A 20204-nucleotide genomic window follows, 5' to 3' on the forward strand; every position below is an offset into this window, starting at 1 on the left:
TTCTCATGCTGGCCCTGACCTTTTCCACCGGCGTCATCGACGCCGTGGGGTACCTGGGTCTGGACAGGGTTTTCACCGGGAACATGACCGGCAACGTGGTGATCCTGGGGATGGCCCTCGTCGGCGCGGACGAGCTGCCCGTGCTGGGCCCGTCAATTGCCCTGGCCGGCTTTGTGGCCGGCGCCGTGATTGCCGGCCGGATCCTCCGCCCCGAAACCGCGGGCTGGAGCCGGCGCACCACGGCCCTGCTGACCGCCGTCGGACTGGTCATGGCCGCTGTTGCTGCCGTGTTGTTCGTGTACCCGCCGCGGGCCGGGGCACCGACCACCCTGGTCATCACGGCGGCGCTGGCCATGGCCATGGGCATCCAGGCAGCGACCGCCCGGCATCTGAGCGTCAAGGACGTCACGACGGTGGTGGTGACGTCCACGCTGACCGGGCTGGCCGCGGATTCGCGGTTGGGCGGCGGAACCGGGGCGCACTGGGGCCGGCGGCTTGGCGCCGTGGTCCTGATCCTGCTGGGAGCCGCGGCCGGAGCGGCGCTGCTCCATGTCCATGTCGGGCTGGGCGTGCTGCTGACAGCGTTGCTGAGCCTGGGTGTGGCAGTTGCGGGTGGCATCGCCCGCCGTCGAACGCCTAGCCCCTCCGCTCCCGCCACAGCAGCGACACCACAAACACCACCGCACCGAGTCCCAGCATCACAAAGACCATGAGCCCCCAGTTGGCCTGGTTCACCCCGGTCCCGTAGAAGATCCCAATCAGCACGGTGGCCGTGATGGCGCCGAGGTACCGGCAAGTCTGGAAGATCCCGGCAGCCACGCCGCGCTCCTCCGGCCGGGTGGATACGTACATGCCCTGGCTGGAGGCGATGCTGACCACCCCGTAGGGCACGCCCAGCAGCGCGGTCAGCGCAAACACCAGCGGAACGGCCAATGAAGCCGTCAGCAGCCACATCACCCCCGACGCCACAAGGAGCAGTACGACGCCGGCGATCAGCACCCGCTTCACACCGAAACGGTCGATGGCGCGGACCGCGAACGGCGTCACCACCACCGACATCGCAGCCAGCGGCAGCATCAGCAGGCCCACGACGCCGGGATCGTAGCCGCCGGCTTCCTGCAGCAGCTGCGGCAGCCCGAAGAACGCGAAGTAATAGACGCCGCTGAAGACCGCGAAGCCCAGATAGACCAGCAGCAGCGGCCGGTTGCGGCCCAGCAGCCGCAGGTCCAGGAACGGCGGGGCGAAGCGCAGCTCGCGCCAGACGAACAGCACCGCCATCAGGGCGCCTCCCCCGAGCAGCCACCAGCGGTAGGCGGGCAGCACGTTCAGCAGCGCCATCATCACCAGGACCATGGAACCCAGGAACGCCAGGATCCCGGGGATGTCCGAGTCGCGCAGCAGTTCCGAGACCCGGCCGCGTTCCCGGTCCTCATCCGCGGGGGCGAAGCGGCGGACCAGCAGGATCGCGGCCAGTGACAGCGGGACGTTGACCAGGAACAGGGCCTGCCAGCCGACGAAGCCCACGAGCAGCCCGCCCACCACCGGCCCGACGGCGGCGGCGGAGGTGTTGGCCATCTGGATCCGGCCCAGCGGCCGGGTGGACTTCACATGCGCCTGCTTCGCCAGTGCCCCGACCATCACAACGGCGCTCGGGTACGCGGTGGCCGTGCCGAGAGCCATAAAGGCGCGGGCCACGCAGAGCACCGCGAAGTTCGGCGCGAACGGAGCCAGCGCGCAGGTCACGGCCACCAAGGCCATGCCGAGCATAAACAGCCGCCGCGGCCCGAACCGGTCCGCCAGCCGCCCCATCAGCGGCTGGCCTGCCGCGGAGGTGAGATAGAAGGAGGTGATCACCCAGGTGACGGTGGCGACGTCGAGCCCGAAGTCGGCGCGCAGCACCACGAGGGCGACGGCGATCATCGAGGAGTTCAGCGGATTCAATGCCGTGCCCAGGCTGAGTCCTGCGACGGCGAGGCCCGTCCGGGGAGAGTTGCTCACGGCAACAGTCTGTCCCACCGCGGCCGCCTAAATCGAACCGGACGACAAAATCCGACGGCGACACCGAAGCTGGCGCGTGACACAGGGCAGGCTTATGGCCTCGCGGCTGATGGGAATCCGGGGCCACCGCGGAAGATCCCGGGGCGGGGGATTCTCTGGATCAAACTACGGCCCTAACCCGCCGTTTGAACCGGGCTTCAGTTTTAGTATGAACGCGGCAAACCGAGCACCTTGGTGGCGACGAAGCTCTTGATCAGGTTGTTGTTGACCGGAGCCACCTGGAACATGCGGGTCTCACGGAACTTACGTTCGACGTCATACTCGTCAACGAAGCCATAGCCGCCATGCGTATCCAAGCAGGCATTGGCGGCGGCCCAACTGGCCTCGGAGGCTAGGTGCTTGGCCATGTTGGCTTCTGCGCCGCAGGGTTCGCCGGCGTCGAAGAGCCGCGCCGCCTCGTACCGCATCATGTCCGCGGCGCGGACTTTCATGTAGGCATCGGTGATGGGGAACTGCACGCCCTGGTTGGCGCCGATCTTTCGGCCGAACACTTCACGGCTGTTGGCGTAGTCCACGCCGCGCTGCGTGAACCAGTAGCCGTCGCCAATCGCTTCGGAGGCCAGGAGAATGCGTTCGGCGTTCCAGCCGTCGATGACGTATCGGAAACCGTTGCCCATGTCGCCGATTACGGCCGAGGCAGGGACGCGCATGCCCTGGTAGAAGATCTGGTTGGTGGCGTAGTTGAACATAGTGCGGACCTTAACCACTCTGAGAGTGTCCGGCTGTTCCGCCCGCACCTGTCGCAAGTCCACCAGAAACAATGTCAGGCCATGCGTCTTGTCAGAGCCCTTGCCCTCCGGCTTCTTTGACGTGCGGGCTAGGACCAGCGCGAGATCAGACTCGTCGATCCGGCTGGTCCAGCTCTTGTGGCCGGTTATGACGAAGTCGTCGCCGTCACGCACTGCTGCGGTTTCGATGCTGGTGGTATCCGAGCCGGCCTTGTCCTCGGTGATGGAGAACGCCTGCAGCCGTAGCTTGCCGGCGGCGATCTGCGGCAGGTACTCCTGCTTCTGGGCGGCACTGCCGTGGCGCAGCAAGGCGCCCATGGTGTACATCTGCGCATGGCAGGCCGCCGAATGCCCACCTGATTTGTTGATTTCCTCCATAATGACGCTGGCCTCGGTCAGGCCCAGGCCCAGCCCGCCGTAGTGCGCGGGGATCAATGCCGAGAGCAAGCCCGCCCTGGTCAGCGTGTCCACGAATTCCTGCGGGTAGCGGCGGTTGCGGTCCGTCTCACGCCAGTACTCGTCAGGGAATTTAGTGCAGAGGAGTCGGGTCTTTTCGCGCAGGTGTTCGAGTTCGGCAGTCTGTGTGGGCATCGATGTTCCTCCGAATTCGGGCCGGGCGTCCCGGCGTCACCTCTGGGAAATTGATACTACTGTAATATATTGAGCTCGGGCAAGGAACTGTCCAGCCACCTCCGTCAAGGGACAAAGCCTTGACATATAAGGCAAAAAGCAACAAAAATTGCAGAGGCAACTAATATATTGCAGCTCCCGCCGGAACGGGTGTTGCGGCGGCCGTACTGAACCTAAGGAGAGCAATCGATGACCGAAACAGCAACGCAGGTACCAGGCGGGGAAAGCCGCGTGGTACCGGGCTGGACAGGCCGCTTGTTCGAGGACTTCTCCCCCGGGGACATCTACTACCATCCGTTCGGCAAGACGGTGACCGAGGCGGACAACCAGAGCTTCACGCTGATGACCCAGAACGTGGCCAAGACTCATGTGGATCGCAATTTCGCCAAGGGAACCGACTTCGGCCTGCCACTGGTCAATTCGACATTCACTCTCGCCCTGGTCACGGGCCAGTCCACCATCGACCTGTCCATGAACGTCTTCGCGAACATGGGCTGGGACGAGGTCCGCATGCCCAACCCCGTCTTCGAAGGCGACACGATTTATTCGCGATCCAAGGTCCTCGCCGTGCGGGAATCGAAGTCCCGCCCCAACCTCGGCCTGGTGACGGTGGCCACCGAGGGCTTCAACCAGGACAGCAAAATCGTGATCAGCTACCGCCGCACATTCATGGTGTACCGCCAGGGCCACCTGCCCGGCGTCGAGTCGGCCCGCCCGGACGAGTCCAGCCTGCCGCAGCCCGGCGACTTCCGGTGAAGGCGCCGGCATGCCGCGTCGAGGTCGGCACCTGCACCTGCGCTGTGGCAGCGGCGGTCACCGCCCTGTTCGTCCCCGGTGACCGCCCCGAGCGGTTCGCCAAGGCCGCGGCCGCGGGGGCCGGCATCGTGATCATTGATCTGGAGGATGCCGTCGTACCGGATGCCAAGGCCGCGGCGCTGACCGCGGCGCTGGAGGCCGTGGCGCCCGCCGGCCTACGCGACCCTGTGCGAGCACTTGTGCGGACGAACCCGCAGGGAGTAAACGGGTACGACGCCGAGATCACCGCGTTGCTCGCCGTCGCCGATACGCCGGGGTCGGGCCTGCTCGGCATCATGGTGCCGAAGGCGGAAGATGCCGTTTCGCTGCGGCAGCTGCGCGCGAAGATGCCAGAGCGTCTGGCGCTGGTCCCGCTGATCGAATCGGCAGCCGGCGTGGTGAACGCACTGGATCTCGCACGGGTCCCGGGCGTGACCCGGCTGGCGTTCGGTGCCATCGACTTCGCCTTGGACATCGACGCCGACAGCGGGGACCGGTTCCTGGACCATGCCCGCGCGCAGCTGATTCTCGCCTCCCGCGCCGCGGGCATCGCCGCGCCGTTGGATTCGCCATGCACCGAGATCAGGGACGCCCGAACGGTTGCCGATTCCGCCCGGCTCGCCCGGAACTTCGGCTTCGGCGGAAAGCTGTGCATCCACCCTTCGCAGCTGGATGCCGTGCACGCGGCATTCGCGCCAAGGCAGGCCGACGTCGCGTGGGCACTGTCCGTGATCGGCGCCGAAGGCGGCGCCGCCCAAGTCGACGGACAGATGATCGACCGACCGGTGACCGAACGGGCCAAACGAATCCTGCATCGCGCAGGGAAGGATCAATAAATGAGCAGGCTACCACTAGAGGGAATCACCGTCGTCTCCCTGGAACAGGCCGTCGCGGCCCCTTTCGCCACCCGGCAACTCGCCGATCTGGGCGCGCGCGTCATCAAGGTCGAACGGGACACCGGGGACTTCGCACGTGGCTACGACGCCAAGGTCCACGGCATGGCCAGCTATTTTGTCTGGCTTAACCGGTCCAAGGAAAGCATTGTCCTGGACCTGAAATCCGCAGAGGGCATCGCCGTCCTGCGCGAGCTCGTGTCCCGGGCCGACGTACTGGTCCAGAATCTCGCACCCGGCGCCGTCGAACGTCTCGGCCTTGGCCCGGACGAAGCGCTGGAACTGAATCCCCGGCTCATCCATGCCTCGATCTCCGGCTATGGCCGCGGCGGAACTTACGAAGAGAAGAAAGCCTACGATCTGCTGATCCAGTGCGAAGCGGGCCTGCTCAGCGTCACCGGCACCCCCGAATCCCCCGCGAAGGTAGGCGTCTCGATCGCCGACATCTCCGCCGGAATGTACACATATTCCGGCATCCTGACTGCCCTGCTGCAGCGGGCCACCACCGGTCGGGGTGACGTGTTGGAGGTCTCCATGCTCGAGGCCCTCGGGGAATGGATGGCCCAGCCTTACTTCTATGCCGAATACGGAGGTGCCCCGCCCTCCCGCAGCGGCGCCGAACATGCCAGCATCGCACCCTATGGACCGTTCAGCGCGGCTGACGGAACCGTGTTCTTCGGCATCCAGAATGAGCGCGAATGGGCCCAATTCTGCACCGACGTGCTAGGGCAGCCCGCACTTGCACAGGACGCGCGCTTCGTCGGCAACGCCCTTCGGGTGGGCAACCGTCCAGCGCTGCACGAGGCCATCGACGCGGTCCTCAGCGCACTGCCTGCAGCCGAGGTCCTCTCCCGGCTCGACGCAGCTGGCATTGCCAACGCCCAGCTGCGGGATATGCACCAGTTCGCCGCCCATCCGCAGCTGACCGAGCGCAACCGCTGGCGGGACATTGATTCACCGGCGGGAAGGCTGCGCAGCCTGCTTCCGCCAGTCACGTCCCGGGAAACGGACGTACGGATGGATGCAGTTCCGGAAATCGGCGAGCATACCGAGAAAATCCTGGCCGAACTACGGCTAGACGGCCACAGCCTGGGCGCATTGGGCATCCATGGATAAACGACCCTTGTTTACTCATCAGCTACGGCGGACCCGCACCCCGGGCCTGTCGTGGCTGATGCAGTATATTTAGGCGCGTAGGAATGATCAGAAAGAGTCTGCAGACCATGAGTAGCCGCGTACGCCCGCAACTGAGCGAGAAAGCGACCGCCTATATTCGGGGCCTGATCATGTCCGGTGAACTGCGGCCCGGGACGGTGGTCCGCCCCGAGGTCATAGGCGAGGCCCTGAGTATCTCAACGACGCCGGCGCGCGAGGCGCTGCAGGCCCTTCGAGTGGAGGGCTTCCTGGAACTGGTGCCGCGGCGGGGGTTCCTCGTGGCGCCGCTGACCGGACAGGACATCCGCGACCTCTTCCAGGTCCAGGCCCTGATTGCCGGGGAATTGGCCGCTCTGGCGGCCGCCAAAGGGACCGAGCAGGAGGTTGCCGAACTCGAGGCATTGCACCACGAGCTGATCGCCGCCGCCGCCCGGAATGACCATGCGCTACTCGAAGAGAAGAACCACGCCTTCCACCGTGAGATCAACCTGATGGCCGGTTCCCGGAAGATCATCTGGGCGCTGGGTATGGTCACCCGGTACGTCCCGCGGCAGTTCTACTCATCCATCCCGGGCTGGCCGCGGGCCACAGTGGATGACCACGCCGAACTACTTAAAGGCATTCAGGCCCACGATCCAGAAGCAGCGCGAACCGCGATGCAGCGGCATATCGTCCACTCCGGCGAGCTGCTGGCCGCCAATTTCGACGCGCGCGTCGCGGCTGCCACGAGGGATAATGCCGTCGGCCAGGCTTCAGCCTGAACCGCACGCCGCCAGGACGATGGCACCGACTGCCCATCCTCATGTTCCCCCGCACGAACAACTGCGCACCGCCCATTCCACTAACCCCTTGGCGCCCACGTTGAAAATCCCGCGTCCTCCAGGGGGCGGCCTCACACCCTCTCCAGCGGAAGCAACGACTCCCGACCCCGAGCACGCAGGGCAGTCAGCGGCACCCGGTCACCCTACTTAGGTTCCAGCACCGATACTGCAAGGTCTGCAAGAAGCAATCGTGCGGGTTCCGTCCGAGGTTGTTCGAACACGTTGAGCAATTTCCGGGCCCGCTCAGCGCCGATGAGACCGGTCGCCTTCATGAGCAAGTCGTCCCGCGTGGGTCGCGCCCCGGGTGACCCTCGAAAGGCGTTCGTGCTTGATGTCAGCACTGTGCCATCCGCGAGCGTCACCCGCGCCTCGGCCGTCCATGCAGCGGGAAACGCCCGTTCAACAGCCGGAGACGTCACGCAGCGTACCTTTCGCATCAGCGGCAAGAGGTCGGCGGCGAGCTCCGCGGCATGATCGAACTGTTCGACGCTCGCCGTACCTGTCGTAAGTGCGAGTGCCGCGCCGAAGGGCATGTTGAACTGTGCATCGACAGCAGACTCGACACGAAGCTTGGCATCGGCGGGCAGGCTCACAAGCCGAGCCCCTGCCTCGATGACTGCGATTTCGACGTCTTCGATATCGGATGAAGTGAGTCCCGGCCGTTGGGCCGCGACGTCGAGCAAGAGATCAAGGTTGCCGTGCATATAGCGACAGCAGGGGTAGAGCTTGATGCTCGTACGCCAGGCATACTCCCCCGCTTCGATGGGTAGGACGCGGCCAGGCGTGAAGCCTTGGCCGTAGTTGACCAAGAAACCATCGCGCCCTTCCAGCGCAGCCTGCGGCGCAATGAATCCGGCACCTGCGAGACGAGCAGCACGCACGCCGACGGCGGCCGCGTGGCCGGCGTTCAGGCGTTTCGTCCATGCACCGTCCGAGAGGAATTCGAGCGATCCTGCAGCAAGATCGGCTGCCACGCCGATGGCGTTCCTCGTTTGGTCCTCACCCAGCCCACGAAGCCGCGAGACGGCCGCGCTTGCCCCGATCGCGCCGGTCACGCCCGTTGGGTGAAATCCTCGCCCGTAGCTTTCGGCCGCGCCGAGGACGACGCCGACGTGGCACATGATGTCATATCCGACGGCGGCGGCATCGAGCACTTCACCCAGCTCGGCTCCCTGCTCCTCGGCCACAGCGAGAAGCGCAGAGAACACAACGACGCCCGGGTGGAGCGATGCTTCCTCGAAAGTGTCGTCGAGTTCCAGACCGTGAGCCGTAATACCGTTGACGAGCGCTGCCTCCTCGGTTCCGAGCCTGTCCCCGACACCGATCATCGATGCGGGCCCATCCGATGATGTGAGCGGGGAGTAGGCCGCCCTGGCAGAGCGCGCAGATTCGCGTTCGACACCGCCGAGCGTGATTGCGAGGTAGTCAAACAACAGCGCGCGCATCCACTCGCTGCGCTCCCCGGAGAGCGTCAGCGGCGCAAGTGCATGGCGCGCATAGGTTAGGGCGAGGGACATGTCAGTCCTTTCAGATTCGGACAGCGAACTACTGGTTGGGTCCGCCTCAGAGTTTCACGATGACAGTCTTGGTCGCGGTATAGGAATCGAGCGACTCCACGCCCTTCTCTCGCCCGTACCCTGACTTCTTGAACCCGCCGAACGGGTACTCCACTCCGCCGCCTGCCCCGTATGCGTTCACGTACACCTGCCCGGCCTGCACACGCGCGGCGAGGCGGTGAGCCCGCGAAACATCGCTCGTCCAGATCGCCGCCATGAGCGCGTAGTCAGTGCCGTTCGCCAGGTCCACGGCTTCATCCTCGTCCTTAAAGGTCATGGCCACGAGAACGGGGCCGAACACCTCTTGTTGCGCTATGTCGGCCGCCGGGTTGACGTCGGCGATGATCGTGGGTTCGAAGAAGGCCCCGGCTTCGAACTTGGTCGGTACCTGGCCGCCTGTGACGACTCTCCCGGCTGCTCCCTCGACGAGTCCCATCACCCTCTGCTGCTGCTTGAGCGAGACCAGTGGTCCGAGGTCGGGGTCCTCCGACCCGGGTCCGAGTGTTACGGCCTCGAATGTAATCTTCAGTTTCGCCAGCAGTTCCTCCGCAACATCTGCGTGCACGAGAAGGCGGGAACCGGCCGAACACGTCTGACCTGCGTTCTGCAGTATCCCCTTCGTAATGTAGGTCGCCGCCTGATCGAGATCAGCGTCAGGAAAGACTATGTGCGGGCTCTTACCACCAAGCTCGAGTACTGCTGGGATCACGTTCCGTGCCGCGGCTGTTGCTATCGACGTGCCGACCGCGGTGGATCCAACGAATCCAATGTGGTCGATGCCGGGATGCGATGCAAGTGCCGCACCGGCCTCGATGCCGATTCCGGTGACGACGTTGAGAACCCCGGCCGGGATGCCGACCTCGACGGCAAGTTCCGCGATTCGTACTGCTGTGCGCGGGGTCTCGTCGGCAGGCTTGATCACGACCGTGTTCCCCGTGGCAAGTGCGGGGGCGACTGCCCGCCCGAACAGCTGCATGGGGTAGTTCCAAGCGATGACACTGCCGCAGACGCCGAGCGGCTCACGACGGGTGTAGACGTGGAAAGCCTCGTCGACGGGCAGACTCAATCCATAGTACGAGTCGATGGCGCGGCCGTAGAAGGTGAAGTAGCGGGCGACCACGGTAGCATCGGCACGCGCCTGCGTGGTCGGCTTGCCCGTATCCTCCGATTCGAAACGGGCGAGTTCGTCACCGTTCGCCAGGATCGCTGCGGCAAGAGCCTGCAGCAGGTCGGCCCGGACCTCGGGCTTGGTTGCAGCCCAGCCAGGCTGCGCTGCCCGGGCGGCTGCAACGGCACGGTCGACGTCTCCTGCATCGCAACGCGAGACGTCACCGAGCACTGCGCCCGTTGCCGGGTCGATGTTCTCGTAGGTGCCAGACGCGGCGACGTGCTTGCCGCCGATGAACGCAGTCGTGACGTCTGTCTTGGTTGCAACGGAGGCGTTAGTGGTGTGGGACATTGTTCTCCAGAGTTCGATGGGGGTCGTCGGGGGCGGCTTGGCCGCCCCCGACAATGCAGTTCAGTCGTCGATGATGATGCCCGCGCGGGTCACTTGCCGTGATTCGGCAGCAGCGACCGCGTCGGTCACCTGATCGAGGGTGTATTCAGCGTCGACAAGCGACTCCCACGGGAAGTGCGGGGTTTCTGCGATGAATCGCACCGCCTTCCCAAGCACCTCCAGCGGATAACGGATGGCTGCACGGATCTGGACGCCGGTGCGGGTGAACAGACCGGGGTCGAAGTCCGTGTACTTGTTCGGTGAAATATTGCCGATCTCGACGACGATGCCGCCCGAGCGGGCGGATCGAACCGACTCGGAAAACGCCGAGGGCACGCCCGTGACGTCGATGACGACGTCTGCGCCGCCGGTAGTCGCATCCTTGACGAGCTGAACGCGGCTGTCACCGTCTGCTGCCTGCGAAAGATCGATCGTGTGTCTGGCCCCGAACGCCGTTACCTTCTCGAGCCGACCGGGCACCATCTCCGCGACGAACACTTCGGCGCCGAAGGTCGACGCGACGGCAGCGGCACACACACCGAGGCCGCCCGCACCGAAGATGACGACCTTGTCGCCGTAGGAGACCTCGCCGAGGAGGCATCCGTAGTACACCTGCGACAGGGCGCAGTTGGCCGAAGACGCCGCTTTCGACGAGACACCGTTCGGCACTTTGTAGACGGCCTGGTTGGAGCCCACGGAGTAGTAGGTGCCGAAGGTTCCGAAAAAGTGCGGCGAAACGTCCGACGTCGTCGACCAGCCCGTGTAGGCGTTTCGACAGATGTTGCCGTGACCGTTGTTGCACTCCGGGCATCGGCGGCAGGCCTGGAAGTAGGTCGCGACGACTCGGTCTCCAACTGCGAGCGGCTCGCCCGCAAAGTCTGTCGTGACTCCCTCTCCCAACGCGGCAACCCTGCCGATTCCCTCGTGCCCCATTACGCAGCCGGGACGAACCAGCGGATGGTTCCCGTGAAGGATATGCACGTCAGAGCCGCACACATTGGCGCGGATCATCTTCATGACGAGGCCTCCCGCGACGGGTCTCGGCATCTCGTAGGTTCGGGATTCGATTCTGTCGACGTCGGCGAGGACGATCGCCGTCCCGACTTTGGTCCCCGTCCCGCCACTGGTCGCCGCTCCGACAGTGCTCGCCGTTACCGTTTCAGTCACTTTTCCTCCTTGGAAGCGATGTTTGATTGGAGCTGCGCGGCCGTGGTGGCCGCAGCAACCGACGCACCGATATCGTCGCCGGCCCGCAGGGGCCGGCCCGAGAAGATGCCCTCGTGGGCGAGGACGGGGCGTCGGTCGCCTGCGAGCTCGGGATATTTTTCCTCGATTTTCTCGCGCCCCTGGATCTTCTTTCGCCAGTGCGCCACGGCGTCCGGGTGTCCCCGGCCGATACCCTCCCAGCTGTGCGGCATCTCTGCCCGGCTTGGTCCAGAATCAGCCACACCCCCGATGTGCATACGACTCGGGATGCGGTTCGTCGCCGCCCCACATCCCGGGCATGAAGGGTTGGGCGCGCTCATTGACCCCACGCCGAATTCGAATCGGTGTCCGCTTGAGCAGCGGAAGTCGTAGATGATCACGAGTAGTAGCCGTTCGGCGCGAGCGTGAGTTCCTTCTTCTGCTCCTCGTCATGCCCGAAGATGACTTCTGCATTCGTTTCCTGCGCAATCTTGCGAAGCTTCTCCACCGATTCCAGCCATGCCAGGTTGTTCCAAACGATTGCGGCCCCCACTGCGGGCGGCCCCCAGGAGTCTGCGAGATAAACGGCGTCCGAGGTGAAAAGCTTGGTGCCGTCATTCTTCAGATCGACCCGCAACGACATGGTGCCCCAGGTGTGCCCGGGGGTCTGGATGACGCTCACCCCGGGCATGATCTCCTCGTCACCTTTGATCCCACCGATGTCGAGTCCCAGGAAATCGTCCGGTATGTGTGCGCCTTGGCTGTATCCCGTGATGGAAGCAACCCCATCGAGCTCTGCCTGGCTGGTGAAAATGCGCGTTTTGCCGTTGTTGAACATCCGCGCATTCGCCGCATGGTCGAAGTGAAGGTGCGAGAGTACGAGCACATCGATGTCTTCGGGCGCGAGTTCGAGTTGCGCGAGGCTCGAGTCGAGGTACCCAGTGTCGGCCGCAGGATCATCAAGCACGGGGAAGAATTTGTCGAATCCTGTGGGCGCCCAGTGCTTCTCCCAGTTCCGGGGCACGCCCGTGTCCCAAAGGATTCGGCCCTCGGGATGCTCGATAAGGACCGCGTGGGTCGGCACTTGCCCCCAGGCACGGTCCTCGTGCCGATGGTCCCGGTCCTTGATAACCCGGCCCGGCTTCAACAAGAGCCAAGACAAGTCAGCCTCCATCGTGCCCGATTCCAGAATGTGAAGCTTAATCTCATTCACCATGTGGCATCTCCTTTGATTGGCGTTCCGTTCGCCTCGCCAGCGGTAGTTGTCGCTCGGTTAAAGGAACGATGCCGGTCACGCTAGCCGAATATATTGAGACGGTCAATAGTGTTGTAAGAGGGTGATATGCCTGCTAGTTTCAGGGAATCCACAAAATATTGCATCTAGATGACGGTTCGATGACGGTTCGATGCCGGTTGCTGCAGCCTAGTCAGGAAAGTAAGTACCCGGTACGTTCGACCGGACAAAGGAGTACGCGTGTCGATCCGACCGAAAGGACAAAGCCGTCCTGATCTCCCAAGGTGGATCATCATTCGGGATGAGCCCACCTTGCTGGCGGTGAGGATCCACCTTGCATCCAGCCACGTGGTATCAGATTGGGCGGATTCTGACTGCCGCTGCCTGGGTCTACCGAGGGTGATGCGCGTCCAGTTGGCATCGGCGTCAGGGTGATCCGCCGGGAAGGAAAGCCGGCACGGTGGACGTAAGTCGAGCGGAGCGCATCCACCCGTGCCGCACCTCATCAACACCGACAACAACATTCTGCTAAATCCAAGGAGTCCCTATGAAAATCACCGGAGCTGTTCTCGAGGAAACCGGAATGCCCCGCCCATACGCGCAGTCGAAGCCGCTGAAGATCGTGGAGTTGGACCTCGACGAGCCCGGTCCGGACGAAGTCTTGATCCGAATCCGCGCCGCAGGTCTCTGCCACTCCGATCTCTCCGTTGTCGACGGCAATCGTATTCGCCCCACCCCCATGCTGCTCGGCCATGAGGCCTCGGGAATCGTGGAGAAGGTCGGTGCGAACGTCTCCGATCTCAAAATCGGAGAGCAGGTAACTACTGTCTTCCTGCCTCGTTGCGGCGAGTGCGACAACTGCCTCACGGACGGGAAGCTCCCGTGCACGCCTGGTACCGCCGCGAACAACGCTGGCTACCTCGTGGGCGAACATTACCGATTGCACCGCGACGGCGCCGACATCTCGCACCACGTCGGCGTTTCCGGTTTCGCGACACATGCCGTACTGAACCGGCAGTCGGTCGTCCCAGTCGGTGCGGACGTCCCGCCAGAGATCGCTGCCGTGCTGGGATGTGCAGTGCTGACCGGCGGCGGTGCCGTCATCAACGCGGGTAAACCAAAGGACGGCGACTCGGTGATGATCGTCGGTCTGGGCGGGGTGGGAATGGCCGCGCTCATCACCGCAATCTCGCTCGGCAAAGGCAAGGTTATCGGCGTCGACGCAAACCCCGAGAAGCTGACACGAGCCACCGAGCTCGGTGCCGACGCGGTGTACTCGCCTTCCGAACTCGAGGAAAACGGTATCAAGGCAACCATTGTGATCGAGGCAGCGGGGCACCCCCGCGCGTTTGAGACGGCCGTCGCCGCCACCGGCATTGGCGGTACGACTGTAACTGTGGGACTCCCCTCTCCCGCGGCACGTTCAACGATTGCACCTCTTGGTCTTACGGGTGAGGCCCGCACGATCGTGGGCTCCTATCTCGGCTCGGCAGTGCCTTCACGCGATATCCCCGTGTTTGCCCAACTGTGGCGAGAAGGCAAGCTCCCCATCGAGGAACTGATCTCGGGGCGAATTGCATTGTCTGAGATCAACGATTCCCTCGACCAGCTTGCCGACGGCCTGGCCGTGCGACAGGTGATCATGTTCGACAGCTAAACCCCCAGCGCGGAGAAGGCGGCGTGCACCACGGCGCCGCCTTCTCCATTTTTGGCAACGCGCCGATGGCTTCAGCTAAGGTCGTCTACGAAGGACGGGCCGGCCGGGTCAGAGATCCGCCGCCGCGTGGTCGGCTCCCGGCCTCAGCGAACCGGCGTCAGAGGACCTTGGAGAGGAACGCCTTGGTCCGGTCGTGCTGCGGATTGCTCAGGATCTCCCGCGGCGGTCCGGCTTCCACCACCACGCCCTCGTCCATAAAGACCAGGGTGTCCGCCACTTCGCGGGCGAAGCCCATCTCGTGGGTCACCACGATCATGGTCATGCCGCTCTTGGCCAGTTCCTTCATGACGTCGAGCACCTCGCCCACCAGTTCCGGGTCCAGGGCGCTGGTGGGCTCGTCGAAGAGCATCAGCTTCGGGTCCATGGCCAGGGCACGGGCGATGGCCACGCGCTGCTGCTGCCCGCCCGACAGGTGCGCCGGGTAGGCGTCCCCCCTGTCGCCCAGGCCCACACGCTCCAGCAGTTCCATGGCCCGGGCGGTGGCTTTGGCCTTGGAAATACCCTTCACCCGGATGGGGGCCAGAGTGATGTTTTCCACCGCGGTCAGGTGCGGAAACAGGTTGAACCGCTGGAAGACCATTCCGATTTCCTGGCGCTGGAAGGCTGCTTCCTTGAGCTTCAGCTCGTAGAGCTTGTCCCCCTTTTGGCGGTAGCCAACCAGTTGGCCGTCGACCGAGAGCCGGCCGCCGTCGACCCGTTCGAGGTGGTTGATGCACCGCAGGAACGTCGACTTGCCCGAACCGCTGGGCCCCACAATGCAGAGCACCTCGCCCGGGTCCACCTCCAGGCTGATTCCCCGCAGCACCTTGTTGGTGCCGAAATTCTTGGAGACCCGCTCCGCAAGCACCATCGGCGCGTCCGTCATCCTTTTCCTCCAAAGTCGTTTCCGAGCGGTGCCCCGGGCTCGCCGGGACCCGCCGTCGGTGCCGTTGCCGGCGTCGCCGGTTCCTTGCCTGTCTTGACCCGGCCGGTTCCGCGCGAGAAGCGCTTCTCAATAAAGTGCTGGCCCACCATCAGGACAGAGGTAAAGAGCAGGTACCAAAGGGACGCCACCAGCAGCAGCGGCACCGGAGTGAACGTCACCGCGGAGATACCGCGGGATACCCCATAGAGGTCGATGCTCAACGGAATAGCGGCCACCAGGGAGGTGGTCTTGAGCATCGAGATCACCTCGTTGCCGGTGGGCGGAATGATGATCTTCATCGCCTGCGGAACCACCACGAACCGCATCGTCTGGCCCCAGGACATCGCCAGGGCCGTCGAGGCCTCTGCCTGCCCCTCGTCCACGGACAACAGCCCGGCGCGCACGATCTCAGACATGTAGGCGGCTTCGTTCAGCGCCAGCCCAATCACGGCGGTGATGAAGAGGTTGGTGAAGATCTCATTCGGGATGGTCACCCACGGGTCCATAAACGGAATGCCCAGCGTGAACACCGGATAGATCAGGGACACGATGCCCCAGAACACCAGTTGCACGTAGACCGGGGTGCCGCGGAAGATCCAGATGTACAGCCAGGCGATGCTCTTCAGCACCGGGTTCGGCGAAAGCCGCATGATGGCCAGCAGCAGGCCGATGACGATCGCGCCGATCATCGCGTAGATGGTCAGCCACAACGTCACCCACGCCGCCTGGCTGATCCGGCGGTCGAAGATGTACTTGCCCACGTCCGGCCAGCCGTAGTCCGGGCGCTGGGCGGCGTCCAGCACGAAGACCGCCAGCCCGAGGACGAGGATTACTGCCACGACGTTCCGCCACGGGTGGCGCAGCGGGATGGCGACGATCTCTTCCGGCGGCGCGTCGTCGTCGTGACGGCCCCGGCCGGCCCGGGGCGTCCTGCCGGACTCCCCGTGCCTGCCGGGTTCCGCCTCAAGCATCCGGTCGGATTCCGGCTCGCTCATGCGCTATCACCCTTTGGCTGCCACGTTGAGTGCCGCCGTCTTGATTCCGCCGGCTTCCACTCCCCACTTGGACAGGATCTTGTTGTAGGTACCGTCGTCGATCAGCGTCTGGAGGGCCTTCTGCAGGACCGGGGTGAATGCGCTGCCCTGGGCCACGGGGATGCCGTAAGGGGCCACTTCGAAGGCGTTGCCGGCGGTCTGCAGCTTGTCCTTGGTCTTGGAGATCGCGTAGAGGGTGACGGGCGAATCGGCGCTCATGGCGTCTACCTGTCCCACCACGAGGGCGTTGGTCGCCTGGTCCTGCGCGTCGTACTTGAAGATGGTGATGGCCGGCTTGCCGGCGTCGGTGCAGGCCTTCGACTTCGCGGGCACTTCGTGGGTGTCCTCATAGGTGGTGGCCTGGACGGCGACCTTGAGTCCGCAGGCGTTGTCCGGGTCCACGGTCTTGCCCTTGGGTGAGGCCCACTGGATGCCGGCGGAGTAGTAGTTGACGAAGTCGACCTGCTTTTCGCGTTCCAGGGTGTCCGTGAAGGAGGACATGCCCATGTCATCCTTTCCTGCGCGCACGGCGGGAAGGATGTTGTCGAAGGTGCCGATGTCGAAGTTGACCTTCAGGCCCATGACCTTGCCCAGGGCGTTGGTGAGGTCCACTGACCAGCCTGCCGGCGCACCGTTGTCGTCCTTGAACTCGTTGGGCGGGTAGTTGTTGGCCATGCCGACGTTGAGCACGCCGGCGCTCTTGATTTTCTCCGGCAGCGACGCGGCGATGGCGTCGTTCTTTTTCACGTCGATGGCGTCCGCGGTTCCGGAGGCCGAGCCGGTGGCGGCCGGTTCGCTGTTGTTGACGCAGCCGGAGAGCGAGAGGGCCGTGGCTATGGTGAGAACGGGGAGGAGGTATCGGGTGCGCATGGTTTCCTTAGCTGTTCAGAGAGTCCCTTGGTTCCCGCAAGTCTGCGGGAGGAGGGCACTGTGTGCCTGCAAGTTCAGAACTCGTTAGTGCGTGTTGCCTGACGCTGTTGTTTCAAGAATTTCTCCGGAATGACGGATGTCCCGCAGAATTTCCCCGCCTCGAGCCTTCAACTCGGAAATGCTGGAAACGCCCACCAACGTCATCGTACGCCGCAGTTCGTCTTCGAAGATCTCAATGATGCGCCCGACTCCGGGCGAGCCCGCCGCCACCAGTCCGTAGAGGTAGGCCCTGCCGATTGAGCAGGCGTCGGCGCCCAGCGCCAGCGCCTTGAGGACGTCGCTGCCCCGGCGGATGCCCGAGTCCACATAGATCTCAATGGAATCGCCCACCCGCTGCCGGGATTCCTGCAGCACATCCATCGGGCTGAGCATGTGGTCGAGCTGGCGGCCGCCGTGGTTGCTCAGCTGGACGGCGTCCAGTCCGATCCGGGCGGCCTTTTCGACGTCGGCCGGGTTGACGCAGCCCTTGAGCACGATCTTTCCGTGCCACGCCTGCCGCAGGGCTTCCAGCTCGCCCCATCCGCTGGTCGCATCCGAATGGCCCAGGATGTGCTGCCACATCGACGGGGTGACCACGGAGGTGGCCGCGGCGCTGCGCGGGTCCAGGTTCGGGAAGCTGATGCCGTCCGATTTCAGGAAGTTGATCCACCAGGACGGCCGCCGGCCGATGTCCGCGATGGTTGACAGAGTCAGGGCGGGAGGCGCGGTGAAGCCGTTGTGCAGGTCCCGTTCCCTGGCGCCCAGGGCCCGGGTGTCGACGCCGACAATCAGTGTGTGGAATCCGGCGGCGTCGCAGCGCGCCAGTTTGTCCTTCAGGGCCTGGGCGTCGGAGGTGAGCCCGAAGTTGAACCAGCGGTCCAGGCCCGGGTGGTTCTGCGCAATGGTTTCCATGGCGACGGTGCTCAGCCCGGCCAGCCCGTAGGGAATGCGGGCCCGGTCGGCGGCAGCCGCGACGGCCAGCTCGCCCTCGGGATGGAACAGCCGGGTGGCGCCGGTGGGCGTCAACGTCAGGGGCAGGGCACTGCTCTTCCCGAGCAGGGTGGTGCTGGTGTCGGGTCCGGAGACCGGGCCCCAGCTGGGCATCAGCGCCCAGGAATCGAAGACAGCGCGGTTGCGGCGGAGCGTCACCTCGTCTTCGGAGCCGCCGTCGAGGTAGTCAAAGATCCCTGCCGGCAGCACCCGCTGTGCCGCTTTCCGGTATTCCTCCACATTGAAGGCGTTGGCCAGCACCCGGCGTCGTCGGGATAAGACGGGGGCTTTGACCTGGATGAGCTGTTTGGCTTCGCTGATTTTCAATGCCGGCCTTTCCCCTGCGTGCGTGCGTTACGGTTCAGCGTAGAAAGCGGAACCCCGTGCCACTATGGAGTTAACGACAAATTGAGGGGCCCGTCATTAGCAGCTGCTACCAAACAACGTGTCGGGCGAAACCGTGACCGGGTTCCCCGCGGCGGAGAGCCAGGCGCTGCCCACCCTTGCCGATGTGGCGCGCTCGGCCGGCTCGGAGATTGTCAGCCTCGTCGAAATGCCGGCCGATGACCAGCAGACGGTTGCCGGCTCGGTGCTGTACGACTCGACGGCGCCGCCCGCCAGGTTCCCCGGCGCTGTCGCCCTGGCCATCGGCCTGTCGCTGTCCGGGAAGCGGCTGCGCGGCAAGGTCCAGGAGCTCCACGACGCCGGATATGTCGCCATCGTCTATAAATCCAACGGCAGCCCGGACGCCGCCCTCCGCGCCGCTGCCCGGGAAACGGGGATGGCCCTCTTCCGGGCCTCCGACTCGGTGCCGTGGAACCAGCTGGCGGAGATCATGGACGCCGCCGTCGTCCCGCACCGCCTGTCGGGCCGCACCCTGGTGGACATCCGTCCCGGGGACCTGTTCGATCTGGCCAACACGGTCGCGGCCCAGGCCGGCGGCGCCATCGCCATCGCCGATCCGGACCAGTCGATCCTGGCCTACTCGACCCTCCCGGACCAGCCCATCGACGAGACCCGGCGAAACTCGATCCTGCGTCTGCATGTCCCGCATTCCGTCCAAACCGACAAGGACTACCGGCGCGTCCACGCCGCCAGTGACGCGGTGGATGTGGCGACGGAGGACCCCCTGCTCCGTCGCACCGCGATCGCCGTCCGGGCCGGCGGTGCCGTGCTGGGATCGCTCTGGCTCCTGGAACGCGCCGACCACCACAACGAGGACGCGCACCGGATCCTGCGCGAGGCCGCCAACGTTGCCGCGCTCCATATCCTGCACAAGCGCACGACGTACGTCTCGAACCTCACCCGCCAGATGGATCTGGTCCAGCCGCTGCTGTTCGAACCCGAGCGCGCCGAACTGGCCGCCCTCCGGCTGGGCATCTCGGCCGCTTCCATCCGGGTCGCCGCCCTCAGCGTCTGGCCGGCCGAAGCCGTGGCGGCCGAAACGTTGCAGTCACGCCTGCGGCTTTTCGACACCATCCGGACCGCCTGCGCCATCCGGCTGCCCTCCGCTGTCTGTGGGCTCTCGGACAGCATTGTGTACATCGTCCTGCCGCAAACCACGGAATCGTCCCGGCACTTCCAGCGCGGCGCGATTCTCAAAATCGTCCAGAATACGCGGCGACTGCTCGGACGCCCGGTATTGGCCGCCCTGGGCGTCCCGGCCACGATCGACCGGACCGCTGAGTCCCGGGCCAACGCGGAACTGGTCCTGTCCGAGCTGGTCCGCAACGTCGCCGAGGGCCGGATCCCGGCCGGCTCCGATGACGTGGTGGCCGACGACGACTCCCTCGGCGCACGCCTGCAGCTGCGCCAGATCGTGTCGTCGCTGACGGCGTCCGGCCAGCTTCCCGGGACCCACGCGCTCAGGATTGCCGAGTACGACGGACAGCATAAGAAGTCCTTCGAAGAGACCATCCACGCCTACCTGAGCTGCGGCGGCAACGCGATCGAGGCCGCGAAATCCCTGGATGTGCACGTCAACACAGTCCGGTACCGCTTGTCCCGGGTGGAGACCCTCTTCGGTCTGGACCTTGACGATCCCGAAATGCGGCTGCTCGTCGGGCTGCAGTTGTGGGCCCGGCACAACCAGTAGTT

At 64.8% G+C, this 20204-nt stretch carries 18 protein-coding genes; 7 read left to right on the forward strand and 11 right to left on the reverse strand.

Annotated elements, in window-relative coordinates; genetic code table 11:
- The first annotated feature begins 5 nt into the window (after positions 1–5).
- Positions 6–713, forward strand: coding sequence for a YoaK family protein (locus AC1MFL_RS05280; RefSeq protein ID WP_479813826.1), 708 nt, complete (start codon positions 6–8; stop codon positions 711–713).
- On the opposite strand, the gene AC1MFL_RS05285 is transcribed toward AC1MFL_RS05280, so the two are convergent.
- Positions 637–1998, reverse strand: a complete 1362-nt coding sequence (locus AC1MFL_RS05285) for an MFS transporter (RefSeq protein WP_479813828.1) — start codon at positions 1996–1998, stop codon at positions 637–639. The two genes, AC1MFL_RS05280 and AC1MFL_RS05285, sit on opposite strands and share 77 nt — an antisense overlap.
- A gap of 203 nt (positions 1999–2201) precedes the next feature.
- Positions 2202–3377, reverse strand: a complete 1176-nt coding sequence (locus AC1MFL_RS05290) for an acyl-CoA dehydrogenase family protein (RefSeq protein WP_479813830.1) — start codon at positions 3375–3377, stop codon at positions 2202–2204.
- 228 nt (positions 3378–3605) lie between these two features.
- Here AC1MFL_RS05290 and AC1MFL_RS05295 point away from each other — a divergent pair, with 228 nt between their 5' ends.
- The 4 genes from AC1MFL_RS05295 to AC1MFL_RS05310 all read left to right on the forward strand — a co-directional run bounded on the left by AC1MFL_RS05295 (position 3606) and on the right by AC1MFL_RS05310 (position 7020).
- Complete coding sequence (locus AC1MFL_RS05295; protein WP_479813832.1) at positions 3606–4172, forward strand: MaoC family dehydratase; 567 nt, start codon at positions 3606–3608, stop codon at positions 4170–4172.
- Positions 4169–5047 carry an HpcH/HpaI aldolase/citrate lyase family protein gene (locus tag AC1MFL_RS05300; protein WP_479813834.1) on the forward strand — a complete coding sequence of 293 codons (879 nt, stop codon included), beginning with the start codon at positions 4169–4171 and terminating at the stop codon, positions 5045–5047. Before AC1MFL_RS05295 ends, AC1MFL_RS05300 begins: the two co-directional genes overlap by 4 nt.
- Positions 5048–6220: a CaiB/BaiF CoA transferase family protein gene (locus AC1MFL_RS05305; RefSeq protein ID WP_479813835.1), complete on the forward strand. Its 1173-nt coding sequence runs from the start codon at positions 5048–5050 to the stop codon at positions 6218–6220.
- A 107-nt stretch (positions 6221–6327) separates the two neighbouring features.
- On the forward strand, positions 6328–7020 hold the full coding sequence (locus AC1MFL_RS05310; RefSeq protein WP_479813837.1) for a GntR family transcriptional regulator: 693 nt from the start codon (positions 6328–6330) through the stop codon (positions 7018–7020).
- A 203-nt stretch (positions 7021–7223) separates the two neighbouring features.
- On the opposite strand, the gene AC1MFL_RS05315 is transcribed toward AC1MFL_RS05310, so the two are convergent.
- The 5 genes from AC1MFL_RS05315 to AC1MFL_RS05335 form a co-directional block, all read right to left on the reverse strand.
- On the reverse strand, positions 7224–8597 hold the full coding sequence (locus tag AC1MFL_RS05315) for an MmgE/PrpD family protein (RefSeq protein ID WP_479813839.1): 1374 nt from the start codon (positions 8595–8597) through the stop codon (positions 7224–7226).
- Between the two features lie 46 nt (positions 8598–8643).
- The gene (locus tag AC1MFL_RS05320) at positions 8644–10095 is read right to left on the reverse strand and encodes an aldehyde dehydrogenase family protein (RefSeq protein ID WP_479813841.1); all 1452 of its coding nucleotides are present in this window, start codon (positions 10093–10095) and stop codon (positions 8644–8646) included.
- Positions 10096–10155: 60 nt separating this feature from the next.
- Positions 10156–11301, reverse strand: a complete 1146-nt coding sequence (locus tag AC1MFL_RS05325; protein WP_479813843.1) for a zinc-binding dehydrogenase — start codon at positions 11299–11301, stop codon at positions 10156–10158.
- A complete protein-coding gene (locus AC1MFL_RS05330) occupies positions 11298–11552 on the reverse strand; it encodes a hypothetical protein (protein WP_479813845.1) in 255 nt (84 codons plus the stop codon). The genes AC1MFL_RS05325 and AC1MFL_RS05330 overlap by 4 nt, the downstream gene beginning before the upstream one ends.
- Positions 11553–11716: 164 nt before the next feature.
- A complete protein-coding gene (locus AC1MFL_RS05335; RefSeq protein ID WP_479813847.1) occupies positions 11717–12535 on the reverse strand; it encodes an N-acyl homoserine lactonase family protein in 819 nt (272 codons plus the stop codon).
- A gap of 565 nt (positions 12536–13100) precedes the next feature.
- Here AC1MFL_RS05335 and AC1MFL_RS05340 point away from each other — a divergent pair.
- Entirely contained in the window at positions 13101–14210 is a 1110-nt protein-coding gene (locus AC1MFL_RS05340; RefSeq protein WP_479813849.1) for an alcohol dehydrogenase catalytic domain-containing protein, read from the forward strand.
- A gap of 157 nt (positions 14211–14367) precedes the next feature.
- Here AC1MFL_RS05340 and AC1MFL_RS05345 read toward each other — a convergent pair whose 3' ends face one another.
- The 4 genes from AC1MFL_RS05345 to AC1MFL_RS05360 all read right to left on the reverse strand — a co-directional run bounded on the left by AC1MFL_RS05345 (position 14368) and on the right by AC1MFL_RS05360 (position 18434).
- Complete coding sequence (locus tag AC1MFL_RS05345) at positions 14368–15135, reverse strand: amino acid ABC transporter ATP-binding protein (RefSeq protein WP_319004579.1); 768 nt, start codon at positions 15133–15135, stop codon at positions 14368–14370.
- A complete protein-coding gene (locus tag AC1MFL_RS05350; RefSeq protein WP_479813851.1) occupies positions 15132–16169 on the reverse strand; it encodes an amino acid ABC transporter permease in 1038 nt (345 codons plus the stop codon). The genes AC1MFL_RS05345 and AC1MFL_RS05350 overlap by 4 nt, the downstream gene beginning before the upstream one ends.
- Positions 16170–16175: 6 nt before the next feature.
- Positions 16176–17078, reverse strand: a complete 903-nt coding sequence (locus AC1MFL_RS05355; RefSeq protein ID WP_479813853.1) for an ABC transporter substrate-binding protein — start codon at positions 17076–17078, stop codon at positions 16176–16178.
- Positions 17079–17162: 84 nt separating this feature from the next.
- Positions 17163–18434 carry an alpha-hydroxy acid oxidase gene (locus AC1MFL_RS05360; protein ID WP_479813854.1) on the reverse strand — a complete coding sequence of 424 codons (1272 nt, stop codon included), beginning with the start codon at positions 18432–18434 and terminating at the stop codon, positions 17163–17165.
- Positions 18435–18552: 118 nt separating this feature from the next.
- Between AC1MFL_RS05360 and AC1MFL_RS05365 the strand changes: the two genes are divergently transcribed.
- Positions 18553–20202, forward strand: coding sequence for a PucR family transcriptional regulator (locus AC1MFL_RS05365; protein WP_479813856.1), 1650 nt, complete (start codon positions 18553–18555; stop codon positions 20200–20202).
- Positions 20203–20204 lie beyond the last annotated feature (2 nt).

The sequence above is a fragment of the Arthrobacter sp. BG3 genome (assembly GCF_056680185.1).